Origin of the sequence: Rhizobium sp. Root1220 (assembly GCF_001426265.1) — a bacterium.
Lineage (GTDB): Bacteria > Pseudomonadota > Alphaproteobacteria > Rhizobiales > Rhizobiaceae > Rhizobium.
Genome location: NZ_LMDG01000036.1, coordinates 196,013 through 208,689, shown reverse-complemented (window position 1 = coordinate 208,689; position 12,677 = coordinate 196,013). Strand labels below are relative to the sequence as shown.

The following is a 12,677-nucleotide window of genomic DNA, read 5'->3' as shown; positions in this document are numbered from 1 at the left end:
CTGATGAATTGATTCAAGCAGCTGACGGGACGATTCAGGCGGGTTTTCCAAGTCTCTGTAAATTAATGGCAATAGCGAAATCCACCTTTGCGCTCCAAGACATCTAGATGGAAGTGGGTTTCGTGCGCGGCATCGCTTTCGGGGTCGAGCACGGTCCTGAAGTACAGGCAGCCGGCTGCGCTCACCGTGCGCTGAAAAGCACCGACAAGCGTCGAATCCTCCCGGCGCGGCTTGACCGCGATGTCCTCCCCCTTCTCGAAGCTGAAGCTGGCGACATCGATCGCGTTGCCACGGGCGTGCTCGGAAATCTTGCCGGCTTCAGCGCCGTTGCGCAGGCGGCAGATGTAGGACGAGGCCTGGTTGATGGTTGTGATGTTGCCCCGGTCTTTCGCTGCGACCGCCGCCGCGGGAATGACGCTTTCCTTCATCCAGCGGGCAAGCGCAAGCGCCACCGGGCAACGAAAGACAGCGTCGGGCTTGAGCTTGATGCCCGGGAGCGCCTCGGAAACCTTGATGGGTTTGTCGATGCCGCAGCCGTTGCCGTCGTCTATTCGGGATATGTCGGTGAAAGCCACGCCGAGGCTCTTGAGTTCCGTGACGCATTCCGAATGGTCGGCATCGCTTTCCGGTTCGATCTTCAGTTGTTGTGCTTCGAGGGTCTGCCGTGAGGGGAGTTGTGGTCCCTGTTTCTCCGGTTCGGCGGTCGATTGGCCCGGGGATTGGCCGGTGGGCGACGGCTTCTCGACACCGGTTTCCCGCGGCTCGGATGCGGGCTTCGGCTTCGGCTCGGGCGTCGGTACCGCTTCAGGGCTGGATGTGGTCGTGTTCAATTCGGGGGGGCGTATCTGCGGCAAGGGAGCCTGCTCAGGCAGGCGCGCACTGGTCAGAAGGCAAAGGCACACGAGGGCCGTCGTCGCTGCAATAATATTCTTCACGTATCCACCCGTCGTTCGGTCCCAGCGAAAGGAGGAACGTTCGGACGCGGATTTCGTTGCAATTTCGCAACGTTGGGTACTATGTTGAAAACATGACTGAATAAATCAAGATAACGCGAACTCTATATATTGACAAATATAGTCATGTTTTTTATGCGGCAGAAAGAAGGCGGAAATCTCCGCTGAAAAGCCTAGCCAGCCCCTCGAACGCGCGAGCGCGTGCCGACCAGCCAGCCCGGTAAATTCTTATCTAGAGGGTTGGTTTAAATGATTATCCGGCATTGGCGCTCGGCACTACTGGTCTGCGCGGCGTCTATATCTGCTCTTCCTGTTTCACAAGCGTTGGCGCAGAGCGCGCCGGCAACGACGACCGCAGCAACGGACGAGAACGGCACGCCGCTGCAGAAAATTGTTGTCAAGGGGAATAGGCGGACGACGACGGCCCCCAAGGGCAGCATCGCAGACACGCCGCTTGCAACCGAAATCGACAGGACGGAGATTGATCGGCAGCAGATCACCAACCTCAGCGATATCGGTCGCAATATCGATCCTGGCGTCAACGTCTCGAAAGCGGATGCCGGCGTCAATTTGCGCGGTCTCTCAGGTCCGCGGATCATCACAGTCATCGACGGCATTCCTATTCCCTATCTTTCCAACGGTTCTCGCCAGGGCGCATTTGCATCGATTAATGCAAACGGCGGCGGCGACACCTTCGACTTCTCGTCGCTCTCGGCGTTCGATGTTGTCCGCGCCTCGGATTCGAGCCTGGGTGGCTCCGGTATGCTGGGCGGCGCGATCGTTCTGCGCACGCTCGAGCCGGAAGATATCATCCCGGAAGGCCGGGACTGGGGTCTCATCGTCAAGTCGACGTATGACAGCGAGGACGAAAGCATCGGCGGCTCGGTTGCGGCTGCGAAGAAGGTTGGCGAAACCTCGGTCCTGTTCCAGGGCAGCTACCGCACAGGGCATGAACGGGACAACCAGGGAACCAACGACAGCTACGGTCGGTATCGCACGGAGCCCAATCCGCTCGACTTCGATCAGAACAATCTGCTCTTCAAGGTTCGCCAGGAACTCGAAGGTGGCCATCGTATCGGGCTGACGGCCGAGAGCTTCCGCCGTGATGCGGATATCGACCTCAGGACGGATCAGGGTACTCCCCGCTCATACAAAATTGGCGATTATAACGGTTTCGACGATCGGGATCGCAAGCGCGTTTCGCTCGACTATGACTACGAGGCGATATCTTCGGATGCGTTCTTCACGACGGCACGCGCGACACTCTACTGGCAAGAACTGGAACGCTCTGCCGGTTCGAACGGCCGCACGGTTGCCAATGTCCGCTATGGACGTGACAATTCGATCAGCAACAAGACCTGGGGCTTTACAAGCAGTGCGACAAAGGACTTCGAATACGGTGGTTACGACCACTCTGTGAGCGTCGGCCTCGATACGGCGATTTCAGATTGGCAGCAGTACACCTGGGCACTTTGCCCCACACCGACAACGTGCCCCGCGCTCAACAACCAATCGGAAATCCCGAATGTCGAAAGCGCCACCGTCGGTGCAACGATCGAGGACAAGATTTCCTTCGGCAACGGCTTCGAGCTGACACCCGGTGCGCGTTTCGACTGGTACCGGTACGATCCGTCGGCGACCGGCGGCTTCGCCAGCAACCCGGCACTTGGAGTGTTTGGACCGCTTGAAGACAAGGATGGCGCGCGCGTCTCGCCGAAGCTGCTGGCCACCTACGATATCACGCCTGATGTCGAGGTCTTTGCGCAATGGTCCATGTCCTATCGTGTGCCTACGGTCGATGAACTTTACAGCCGCTTCTACAACGCCGGCGCGGGTTATGCGCAGCTTGGCAATCCAGACCTGAAGCCTGAAATCGGCAACGGCTTTGAAATCGGCTCGAACTTCAACCACGATGACATAAGTGGGCGCGTTGCGCTCTTCCACAATCGATACAAGAATTTCATCGAGACGGTGACGACGGTCAATCCTGTCACGGGTATCATGGAATTCAACTATACCAACGTGGCCAGCGTGACGATTTCGGGTGTCGAGGCAAGCGCGACCAAGACGTTCGACAACGGCTTCAATGTTCACGCAGCACTGGCCTACGCCTACGGCAAGAACGAAGATACCGACAAGCGTCTGCGTTCGGTCGCGCCGTTCAAGGCTATCGTCGGTGCCGGGTACAGCCAGGAGACGTACGGTATCGATCTATCCATGACCGCTTCCGCAGCGATGCCGGATGACAATGTTCGCAACACGTTCGATGCTCCGGGCTACGGTATCGTCGACCTGACCGGTTGGTGGAACCCGGAGAGCCTGAAGGGGCTGCGCGTGCAGGCTGGTGTCTACAATATCTTCGACCAGAAGTACTTCAACGCATTGGCATTGCGAGATCTCAACCCGAATTCGGCAGCCAACCAGCCTATCGACTACTATTCGGAGCCTGGCCGCACATTCAAGATTTCGCTCACCAAGGTCTTTTGAGTGTTCCGATCACGCTACGCAAGGGCGGCCGATGTGCCGCCCTTATACGTCGCCACAATCGCCTCTTGCACTTGCCGGGATCTCGCGCTAACAATTTTCCCATGAACATGTCCTTGAACATCGCAATCTGGTGGTGGGCTCGCTAAGGCGGCCTCGACCAATCGTGTCCAAAGACGACGATGAGCCGCCCGGAAAATCCCAGGCGGCTTTTTTGTTTTTAAAGGCTGCCTGTCATCCGGGCCCGATAACGGAGTGGAACAATGGTAACGATCCTGCGGGATGACGGAGCGGAGATTTACGAGACCAAGGGCGGCATCACGGTCACCCGCCAGCGCCGAGCGATCCCCTATGGCGATGCGGTCTCCTCCTATATCGACAAGCTCGACGAGCGCCGCGGCGCGGTGTTTTCGTCGAACTACGAGTATCCGGGCCGCTATACGCGCTGGGATACCGCCGTGGTCGACCCGCCGCTTGGGATTTCCTGCAACGGCCGGAAGGTCTGGATCGAAGCCTATAACGAGCGCGGCGAGGTGATCCTCGGCTTCGTCACCGAACGGCTGAAGACACTTGCCGATCTGGAACTCGGCACGTCGACCGCGAGGCGGCTCGATCTGACGGTGAAGACGCCGGAGCGCGCGTTCACCGAAGAGGAGCGCTCGAAGATCCCGACTGTGTTCACCGTGCTGCGCGCCGTCACCGACCTGTTCTATTCGAAGGCCGATGCCAGCCTCGGGCTCTATGGCGCCTTCGGCTATGATCTGGCCTTCCAGTTCGATGCGATCAACCTGAAGCTGGTGCGCCCAGCCGATCAGCGCGACATGCTGCTTTACCTGCCGGACGAGATCCTGGTGGTCGACAACTATTCGGCCAAGGCCTGGATCGATCGCTACGATTTCGAAAAGGGCGGGCTGACCACCGAGGGCAAGGCCGGTGACATCCAGGCCGAGCCGTTCCAGCGCACCGATACCATTCCACCGAAGAGCGATCACCGTCCCGGCGAATATGCCGAGCTGGTGACCAAGGCCAAGGAGAGTTTCCGCAAGGGCGACCTGTTCGAGGTGGTGCCGGGGCAGAAATTCATGGAGCGCTGCGACAGCAAGCCGTCGGACATTTCCAAGCGGCTGAAAGCGATCAATCCGTCGCCCTATTCGTTCTTCATCAATCTAGGAAACCAGGAATATCTGGTAGGCGCGTCGCCTGAGATGTTCGTGCGTGTTTCCGGCCGCCGCATCGAGACCTGCCCGATCTCGGGCACGATCAAGCGCGGCGAGGACCCGATCGCCGATAGCGAGCAGATCCTCAAGCTGTTGAACTCGAAGAAGGACGAGTCGGAGCTCACCATGTGCTCCGATGTCGACCGCAACGACAAGAGCCGTGTCTGCGAGCCTGGCTCGGTGAAGGTCATCGGTCGCCGGCAGATCGAGATGTATTCGCGGCTGATCCATACGGTTGACCATATCGAGGGCCGTTTGCGCGACGATATGGATGCATTCGACGGGTTCTTGAGCCACGCATGGGCCGTCACCGTCACCGGTGCGCCGAAGCTGTGGGCGATGCGCTTTATCGAGGGCCACGAGAAAAGCCCGCGCGCCTGGTATGGCGGGGCGATCGGCATGGTCGGCTTCAATGGCGACATGAACACCGGCCTGACGCTGCGCACGGTGCGCATCAAGGATGGGATTGCCGAAGTCCGGGCAGGGGCGACGCTGCTCAACGACAGCATTCCCGATGAAGAAGAAGCCGAAACCGAACTGAAGGCCTCTGCCATGCTTTCCGCCATTCGCGATGCCAAGGCCGGTAACTCCGGCAAAGTCAGCCGCGACGTCGCTGCCGTCGGCAAGGACGTCAAGATTCTGCTGGTCGATCACGAAGACAGCTTCGTGCATACGCTGGCCAATTATTTCCGCCAGACGGGGGCGACGGTATCGACGGTGCGCTCGCCGGTGCCCGAGGAGATCTTCGACAGGCTGGATCCCGATCTGGTCGTGCTCTCGCCGGGGCCGGGCAATCCGAAGGATTTCGATTGTAAGGCGACGATCAAGAAGGCGAGGGCGCGCAACCTGCCGATCTTCGGTGTCTGCCTCGGCCTGCAGGCGATTGCCGAAGCCTATGGCGGCGAGCTACGCCATCTGGCGCTGCCGATGCACGGCAAGCCGTCGCGCATCCGCGTGCTGGAGCCCGGTCTGGTGTTCTCCGGTCTCGGCAAAGAGGTGACGGTCGGTCGCTATCACTCGATCTTCGCCGACCCTTCGACGCTGCCGCGCGAGTTCATCATCACGGCGGAAAGCGACGACGGCACGATCATGGGCATCGAGCATGCCAGGGAGCCGATCGCAGCCGTACAGTTTCATCCGGAATCGATCATGACTCTGGGCGGCGATGCCGGCATGCGGATGATCGAGAACGTGGTGGCGCATCTGGCCCGCAAGGCCAGCACCAAGGCCGCCTGAGAGGGCATGTAGCGTCGGGCTGCCCGCGACATGGCTTTTTTGCGGGCGGCTTTCGCTGACGGAAGTATCTTCGTGAGGCATTCCGCGCACTCAATGGAATGCCTGTTCGCGACATGGTGGAGGAGGCTAAGGCATGTCCGATTTCGACATTGGTTTCGTGATCTTCCCAGGTATCACCCAGCTCGACTTCACCGGCCCGTTTGAGGTCCTGAGCCGACTTGGGACGCCGCCGTCGATCTCGGCGCAGAGCAGGTTCTCGCAAGCCAAAACGCACGTCGTCGCAAAGACCATGCTGCCGATTTCGAGTGACCGCGGTCTCGGCATCCTGCCTATCTGCACGTTTCAAACTTGTCCCCCGCTCGATCTTATCTGCGTGCCGGGTGGCGCAGGCGTTGTCGACGCGCTTGCCGATGTCGAGACGATCGACTTCATTCGCCGGCAGGGCGAGGATGCAGACTATGTAACCTCCGTATGCATAGGTGCTTTTCTCCTTGGCGCAGCCGGGTTGCTCAAAGGACGCCAGGCCGCGACGCACTGGGCCTATGTCGACCTTTTGCCCCTGGTTGGCGCGAGCCACGGAAAAGGGCGAAGCGTGCGTGACGGCAACGTCGTCACCGCGGCCGGCGTCAGTGCGGGAATTGATTTCGCATTCGACATCGTCTCCGAGCTTGCCGGAGCGGAGGTCGCGCAAGCGATCCAGCTCGCAATCGAGTACGATCCGTCTCCCCCTTTCGATGCCGGGCATCCCGACAAGGCCCCGGGCGCAACCACGGCGCTAATGGTCCAGCGCAACGAGACGACCCACGCAGTCATCGGGAACGAACTCGCGAGGCTGGCCATCCTCGGCAAGGCCTAGCCATCCGCCACGGCACGCGCCGGCAGTCCGTCCACCGATAGCGGATCTGAGACCGTCAGCCCGAAGTGAAGGCGCCACCCTGCCTGGCTGCTCAGCGTTCCGCTGTCGTCAAGTCCGGCCGGCCCGTTGCAATTGCCTCTCATGCGACTATTTTTCCACACTTAGTCACCCTCCGATCGGTGGCAGGGAAAAACACGCGGGAGCAAGTCATGTGCCGAAATATCAAACCCCTGTTCAATTTCGATCCGCCGGCGACGAACGAGGAGATTCATGATGCCGCGCTCCAGTTTGTTCGCAAGGTGAGCGGGACAACCAAACCATCGAAGCGCAATGAGGCTGCGTTCGAGCGTGCGGTCAATTCGGTCGCGGCATGTGCCCGCGAGCTGCTTGATTCGCTGGAGACTACTCAACCTCCTCGCGATCGCGAGGAAGTCGCAGCAAAGGCGCGCGCACGAACAGCGATGCGATTCGCTTAAGGGACTTCTGTCGCTGGCGTCAGGAATGGGTAAGTTGCCGGGGTAAAACCCTTGGAACTACTCTGTCCCTTTGACAAAGGCGCGCTTCTGGCCCATATGGCCCTCATTGGCCGCCTGCGCGTTTTTTCGTGCGGGCGGTTTTGCGTTTGAATGGCATGCTTTCTGCAATTCGTTCGCATCCGCACTGAGACTGATGCAGGGGATCGACATGGAAAGACAGGGCAATCTCACGGTTCGACGGCTGGCGCTTTGGGGTATTCCCATGTCTCTCGGCGTGATGGGCCTGAAGATGGTTGCGTGGTGGGTGACCGGATCGGTGGCGTTGTTATCCGACGGCCTTGAATCGACGGTCAACGTCGTTGCCGCCTTCATCGCTTTCTTCGTCATCCGCTATGCGCAAAAGCCGGCCGACCACGACCATCCTTTCGGGCATCACAAGGCGGAGTATCTCTCCGCGGTCACCGAGGGTGTCCTCATCGTCGTGGCGGCGCTGCTGATCGTCAACGAGGCGATCGGGCATCTGGCCGATCCACGCATGCTCAACGCACCAGTGCTGGGACTTGCGATCAACTTCGCGGCGGGCGTGATCAATGCCGTGTGGGCGCGACTGTTGATTCGGACAGGCCGCAAGTATCGCTCGGCGGCGTTGACGGCGGATGGCCAGCACATCATGTCCGACGTCATAACGTCGATCGGCGTGCTGATCGGCCTCCTGCTGGCGATCGCCACGGGATACGCGATCTTCGACCCGATCCTCGCCATTCTGGTGGCCGTCAATATTCTCTATCAGGGCTGGAAGGTGATCTCGAATTCCATCGGCGGCCTGATGGACCAGGCCGTCGAGGCGCATGAGGAAGAAGCGATCACGCAGGCAATCGCGACGCATGCGGGGGGCTCGCTCGGCGTGCACGACCTGAAGACACGTCGTGCGGGCGCGGTCACCTTCATCGATTTCCATCTTGTCGTGCCGGCCGCGATGTCTGTAAGGCAGGCACACGATATCTGCGACCGCCTTGAAGATGCCATCCGTGCCGTGCATCCGGGCTCCAGCATCGCCATTCACGTGGAGCCCGAGGGCGAAAAAGCCCATGGCATCCGCGTCAAAGTCATCAAGGAGGCTTGAATGCCCAATACCGACGTATCCAGCCTTTCCATGCTGGGCAACCAGACGGAGGCGCCGAAGTCGCCTGAGGAAGCCGTGCTGGAGAAGGTGCCCTCGAACCATACTGGTACCCAGTATGTCGTCCGCTTCACCGCTCCCGAGTTCACGTCGCTCTGCCCGATGACCGGCCAACCGGACTTTGCCCACATCGTCATCGACTACATCCCGAACGAGTGGCTGGTGGAATCGAAGGCGCTGAAACTGTTCCTGCATTCCTTCCGCAATCATGGCGCCTTCCACGAGGATTGCTCGATCTACATCGCCAAGCGTCTGGTCGAGCTGCTCGATCCGAAGTGGCTGCGCATCGGCGCCTATTGGTATCCGCGAGGCGGCATTCCGATCGACGTCTTCTGGCAGACCGGCACTCCGCCGGAGGGCGTGTGGCTGCCTGACCAGGGCGTTGCGACATACCGTGGTCGCGGCTGATATCCGGCTACCCGGATACCTGCCCATTGTGCCACGCGGGACCGTCAGGCGTTGAAGCTGTCGTCGTCGCCGAAATCGGACTGGTCGTCGTCTGACTGATCGTCATCGCCGGTATTGTAGTCCGCCTGTTGCAGGCCGGCGTCGTCCTTGTCGTCGGTAGCCTGCGGTTGGCTACTGGTGTCGGTCGGAGCCTGCTGCTTGTCGCCGTCATTGTTGTAATAGTTGTTGATAACGGTCTCTTCGGTTGGCGCGCTGCTGAGCGGGTTGTTGCCGCCCAGCGGCGATCCCAGACCTAGCGACGACATGTGGCTGCCGAAGATGCCGCTCAGCGAATTGGCAAGCAACATGCCGCCCGCGACGCCTGCGGCCGTGCCGAGCGCGCCCTGCAGGAAGCTGCCGCCGGCGGAAGGCGCGGCGGGCTGCGGGTTCCACGGACCGGCCGGCTGCTGGGGCATTGGGCGGGTGTTGGTGTCGTAGGCCGGATTCTGTTGTGGTGCCTGGCGAGGCGCATTTCCCCAGGGGCCGGAAGCGGGGGGTGCCGGCTGTTGCGCCTGGCTGCTGCCGAAAATCGAGCTCAGGAAGCCGCCGCCCTGTTCCGCCTGGTGACGTTCGCTTTGTTCTGCCTCCATCTGGCGGACATGGTCCTCCAGTTCCCTGATACGATTGGATGCCGCCTCAAGCCCCTTTTCCTGCACTATGACAGCCTGGGCGAGATAATAGGCAGCGTAGGGCTGCTCGCGGGTGCTTTGGTCGACCAGCGCCTCCGCCTCGCGATCGCGGGGCGTGGCCGAGGCGGTACCGACGCGCTCGAAAAGGGAGGTCAGCAATTGGCGTTCTTCGGGTGACATGGCCTGTCTCCTTGTTGCAAACGATCAGATGTCGCCTAGTGATGAGGTAGGTACGACTTCCAGCTTTTCAAAGCTCTGCTGCGTTACATTTCCGTAAGCCGAAAAGACCTGACGATATCTTCATCCGTTCCGTGGCTTGTCTTTTTCCCGCATTGTTTTACGCATGGAGTCGCACTATGTGCGGGGAACCCGAATTTACGTGAGAGAGGTTCGAATGAACGACGAAGACCAGGACGACAAGACGAAGGAACTGCCGCTCGGCAAGGAAACGGAGGCGAACCTTTTCAAGTCGCGTTCCATCTTCATCTATGGACCGATCAATCAGGAACTTGCGCAGAAGGTCTGCTCGCAGTTGGTGGCGCTTGCCGCAGCCAGCGACGACGATATCCGCATCTATGTCAATTCGCCCGGCGGCCACGTCGAATCCGGCGATTCGATCCATGACATGATCAAGTTCATCAAGCCGAAGGTCTGGATGATCGGGACCGGCTGGGTCGCTTCCGCAGGTGCGCTGATTTTCGTCGCGGCACCGAAGGAACGACGCCTTTGCCTGCCGAACACGCGCTTCCTGCTGCACCAGCCGTCCGGCGGCACGCGCGGCATGGCGTCCGACATCGAGATTCAGGCTCGCGAGATCATCAAGATGAACGAGCGCTTGAACAAGATCATGGCTGAAGCCACCGGCCAGACCTACGACAAGATCGCTGCCGATACCGACCGCGACTACTGGCTGTCCGCTGAAGAGGCCAAGGCTTATGGCCTCGTTTCGCGGATTGTGACGTCGCAAAGCGACATCTGATTGATGCGCAAAGGGCGCCCTTGCTTGCCGGACGGCGGGTGGGGCGCTTTTTTGTGGTTTGTGGAGCATCGCCATAGCGCAGAAAGGCCTCGGCATGCCCGATTTGCACTATGAGGATCCGCAGTTGGCGGAGCTCTACGATCTCGACAGCGGCTGGTCGGCAGACCGGGATTTCTACCTTGCACTTGCCGGTTCCGACCCCATCCACATTCTCGATCTCGGATGTGGCACCGGGCTTCTTTGCGATGCCTATGCCGCGCGTGGGCACGCGGTGACAGGCGTCGATCCGGCGGCGGCCATGCTTGAGGTCGGGCGTGGCAAGCCGAACGGACAACGTGTCCACTGGGTTCAGGCTTCGGCGCAGACCTTCCGCTCCGATGATCGCTTTGACCTCATCGTGATGACAGGACATGCCTTTCAAACCTTGCTCGATGACGTTGATGTTGTGGCCACCTTTGCCACGATGCGCGAGCATCTGGTTCGCGGCGGAAGGATCGTGTTCGAATCGAGAAACCCGGCGATTGACTGGCCCGCGCGGTGGAACGGCGACCTGGTGCTTGAGGTTGGCGGGGCTCCCGTGCACGAGGCGCGGCGGTTTATGTCGATGGCGGGCAACAGGATGTCTTTCGAGTTGCGCTACACATTCCCCAACAGGAAACTGGTGTCGAAGAGCGAACTGCTGTTCCTGTCGCGCGAAGAGATCGAGGGGTGGCTCGGCGCTTCAGGACTGTCGACCGAGACCGTCATGGGCGATTGGAACGGGCAACCTTTCGATCCGAGAACGTCGCCGGAGATGATTTTCGTCGGTCGCCACGCGTAGAGCTGCGGTGACCAAACCGTCGGCATGAACGAAATCACGTCTGACTGCACTTGCGCGACTCCTCTCGATGCGGCTCCATGCGGCATTTCTTTCGCAAGAGTACCGCCATGCTCAAAGACTTCTCTATCCAAAGCCTGTTCATGGGCGTTCTCACGGCGTTTGTCGGCTTCGCCAGTTCGTTCGCCGTTGTGCTGCACGGATTGCAGGCGGTCGGCGCCACTGACGGGCAGGCGGCGTCGGGGCTGATGGCGCTGTCGGTTGCGATGGGTGTTTGCGCCATTGTCCTCTGCACTGTGACGCGGCTGCCCATCAGCATCGCATGGTCGACGCCCGGTGGTGCGCTGCTTGCCAGCACCGGTCTCGTCGAGGGAGGATTCAATGCGGCTGTCGGGGCATTCCTGATCTGTGCGTTGCTGATCATCATCGCCGGGCTGTTCAAGCCACTCGGCCGCGCCGTTGCCGCTATTCCTGCACCTCTTGCCAATGCCATGCTTGCAGGTGTGCTGATCGGCCTGTGCTTTGCGCCGGTCAGGGCAATCGGGTTCAACCCGTTGCTTGGACTGCCCATCGTCTTGGCCTGGATCGTTGCAGGCGCCTTCAAGCGCCTGTGGGCGGTGCCGGCGGCGCTCGCGGCCTTCGTGCTGGTGCTCGCCTTCGGCGTCGATATTCCAGACGGTGCGATGGTTTCGATCGAGCGCTCGCTTGCGCCGCCGGTGGAGTTCGTCTCGCCGGTGTTCAATCTTCCGGCCTTCGTTTCAATCGCGCTGCCGCTGTTCATCGTCACGATGGCATCGCAGAACATTCCCGGTATTGCCGTGCTGAAGGTCAACGGATACGAGCCGCAGCCCGGGCCACTTTTTGCAGTCACCGGGTTCTTCTCGCTGCTCGCGGCGCCTTTCGGCGGCCATGCGGTCAATCTTGCGGCGATCACTGCTGCCATGTGCGCCGGTCATGATGCCCATCCTGATCCTGCGCGACGTTACTGGGCGGCGTTGATATCCGGCATTGGCTATGTGATTTTCGGACTTCTTGCGGGCGCGGTGACCGCATTTGTGGCGCTGGCGCCGCCGATCCTCATTCAGGCGGTTGCAGGTCTGGCACTGGTCGGAGCCTTTTCGAGCTCGGCGATGTCGGCCTTCCAGGCTCCGGAAACGCGCGAAGCCTCGGCGATCACTTTCCTGGTGACGGCGTCGGGTGTTTCCTTCGGTGGCATATCGGGCGCCTTCTGGGGATTGCTGGCCGGCGGCTTGATGATGGTGCTGTCGCATTTTGTGCAGTTGGCAAAAAGGTAGACGGGGGGTTGCCAGTTTTTTGGCCTGCGGCTATAAGCGCCACTATGAAGAACACGGGCATCATGATTTCTGAGCATATTGCACGCGGGCGTATTGCCCTGCGCGACA

12 protein-coding genes are annotated in these 12,677 nt (G+C 60.4%); 9 read left to right on the top strand and 3 right to left on the bottom strand.

Annotated elements, in window-relative coordinates; genetic code table 11:
- Positions 1-62: 62 nt before the first annotated feature.
- Positions 63-935, bottom strand: coding sequence for an extensin family protein (locus ASC90_RS25765; RefSeq protein ID WP_056546977.1), 873 nt, complete (start codon positions 933-935; stop codon positions 63-65).
- A 267-nt stretch (positions 936-1,202) separates the two neighbouring features.
- Between ASC90_RS25765 and ASC90_RS25760 the strand changes: the two genes are divergently transcribed.
- From ASC90_RS25760 to ASC90_RS25750, 3 genes are all read left to right on the top strand, one after another.
- Complete coding sequence (locus ASC90_RS25760) at positions 1,203-3,440, top strand: TonB-dependent hemoglobin/transferrin/lactoferrin family receptor (RefSeq protein ID WP_056546975.1); 2,238 nt, start codon at positions 1,203-1,205, stop codon at positions 3,438-3,440.
- Positions 3,441-3,700: 260 nt separating this feature from the next.
- Positions 3,701-5,890: an anthranilate synthase gene (locus ASC90_RS25755; protein WP_056546972.1), complete on the top strand. Its 2,190-nt coding sequence runs from the start codon at positions 3,701-3,703 to the stop codon at positions 5,888-5,890.
- 133 nt (positions 5,891-6,023) lie between these two features.
- Complete coding sequence (locus ASC90_RS25750) at positions 6,024-6,746, top strand: DJ-1/PfpI family protein (RefSeq protein WP_056546970.1); 723 nt, start codon at positions 6,024-6,026, stop codon at positions 6,744-6,746.
- On the opposite strand, the gene ASC90_RS29020 is transcribed toward ASC90_RS25750, so the two are convergent.
- Positions 6,743-6,889 (bottom strand): hypothetical protein, encoded by a 147-nt coding sequence (locus ASC90_RS29020; protein WP_156393141.1) that lies wholly within the window; start codon positions 6,887-6,889, stop codon positions 6,743-6,745. The two genes, ASC90_RS25750 and ASC90_RS29020, sit on opposite strands and share 4 nt — an antisense overlap.
- 66 nt (positions 6,890-6,955) lie before the next feature.
- On the opposite strand from ASC90_RS29020, the gene ASC90_RS25745 reads away from it, so the two are divergent.
- From ASC90_RS25745 to queF, 3 genes are all read left to right on the top strand, one after another.
- Positions 6,956-7,222, top strand: coding sequence for a DUF2277 domain-containing protein (locus tag ASC90_RS25745; protein ID WP_056546968.1), 267 nt, complete (start codon positions 6,956-6,958; stop codon positions 7,220-7,222).
- A 208-nt stretch (positions 7,223-7,430) separates the two neighbouring features.
- On the top strand, positions 7,431-8,345 hold the full coding sequence (gene emfA, locus ASC90_RS25740) for a CDF family cation efflux transporter EmfA (RefSeq protein WP_056547275.1): 915 nt from the start codon (positions 7,431-7,433) through the stop codon (positions 8,343-8,345).
- A complete protein-coding gene (queF, locus tag ASC90_RS25735) occupies positions 8,346-8,810 on the top strand; it encodes a preQ(1) synthase (RefSeq protein WP_056546965.1) in 465 nt (154 codons plus the stop codon). It begins immediately after the preceding gene.
- Between the two features lie 44 nt (positions 8,811-8,854).
- Here the strand turns inward: queF and ASC90_RS25730 are convergent, their stop codons facing one another.
- On the bottom strand, positions 8,855-9,658 hold the full coding sequence (locus ASC90_RS25730) for a DUF2076 domain-containing protein (RefSeq protein ID WP_056546963.1): 804 nt from the start codon (positions 9,656-9,658) through the stop codon (positions 8,855-8,857).
- A 214-nt stretch (positions 9,659-9,872) separates the two neighbouring features.
- On the opposite strand from ASC90_RS25730, the gene ASC90_RS25725 reads away from it, so the two are divergent.
- The 3 genes from ASC90_RS25725 (at position 9,873) to ASC90_RS25715 (ending at position 12,569) form a co-directional block, all read left to right on the top strand.
- On the top strand, positions 9,873-10,457 hold the full coding sequence (locus ASC90_RS25725) for an ATP-dependent Clp protease proteolytic subunit (RefSeq protein ID WP_056546960.1): 585 nt from the start codon (positions 9,873-9,875) through the stop codon (positions 10,455-10,457).
- A 94-nt stretch (positions 10,458-10,551) separates the two neighbouring features.
- Complete coding sequence (locus ASC90_RS25720) at positions 10,552-11,277, top strand: class I SAM-dependent methyltransferase (protein WP_056546957.1); 726 nt, start codon at positions 10,552-10,554, stop codon at positions 11,275-11,277.
- A gap of 107 nt (positions 11,278-11,384) precedes the next feature.
- A complete protein-coding gene (locus ASC90_RS25715; RefSeq protein ID WP_056547272.1) occupies positions 11,385-12,569 on the top strand; it encodes a benzoate/H(+) symporter BenE family transporter in 1,185 nt (394 codons plus the stop codon).
- The last annotated feature ends 108 nt before the right edge of the window (positions 12,570-12,677 follow it).

What these genes read in the sequence shown, in the direction of transcription:
- emfA (WP_056547275.1), top strand. Translation starts at nt 7,431, where the DNA reads ATGGAAAGACAGGGCAATCTCACGGTTCGACGGCTGGCGCTTTGGGGT.
- ASC90_RS25730 (WP_056546963.1), bottom strand. Translation starts at nt 9,658, where the DNA reads ATGTCACCCGAAGAACGCCAATTGCTGACCTCCCTTTTCGAGCGCGTC.
- ASC90_RS25750 (WP_056546970.1), top strand. Translation starts at nt 6,024, where the DNA reads ATGTCCGATTTCGACATTGGTTTCGTGATCTTCCCAGGTATCACCCAG.
- ASC90_RS25715 (WP_056547272.1), top strand. Translation starts at nt 11,385, where the DNA reads ATGCTCAAAGACTTCTCTATCCAAAGCCTGTTCATGGGCGTTCTCACG.
- ASC90_RS25720 (WP_056546957.1), top strand. Translation starts at nt 10,552, where the DNA reads ATGCCCGATTTGCACTATGAGGATCCGCAGTTGGCGGAGCTCTACGAT.
- queF (WP_056546965.1), top strand. Translation starts at nt 8,346, where the DNA reads ATGCCCAATACCGACGTATCCAGCCTTTCCATGCTGGGCAACCAGACG.
- ASC90_RS29020 (WP_156393141.1), bottom strand. Translation starts at nt 6,889, where the DNA reads ATGAGAGGCAATTGCAACGGGCCGGCCGGACTTGACGACAGCGGAACG.
- ASC90_RS25725 (WP_056546960.1), top strand. Translation starts at nt 9,873, where the DNA reads ATGAACGACGAAGACCAGGACGACAAGACGAAGGAACTGCCGCTCGGC.
- ASC90_RS25755 (WP_056546972.1), top strand. Translation starts at nt 3,701, where the DNA reads ATGGTAACGATCCTGCGGGATGACGGAGCGGAGATTTACGAGACCAAG.
- ASC90_RS25760 (WP_056546975.1), top strand. Translation starts at nt 1,203, where the DNA reads ATGATTATCCGGCATTGGCGCTCGGCACTACTGGTCTGCGCGGCGTCT.
- ASC90_RS25745 (WP_056546968.1), top strand. Translation starts at nt 6,956, where the DNA reads ATGTGCCGAAATATCAAACCCCTGTTCAATTTCGATCCGCCGGCGACG.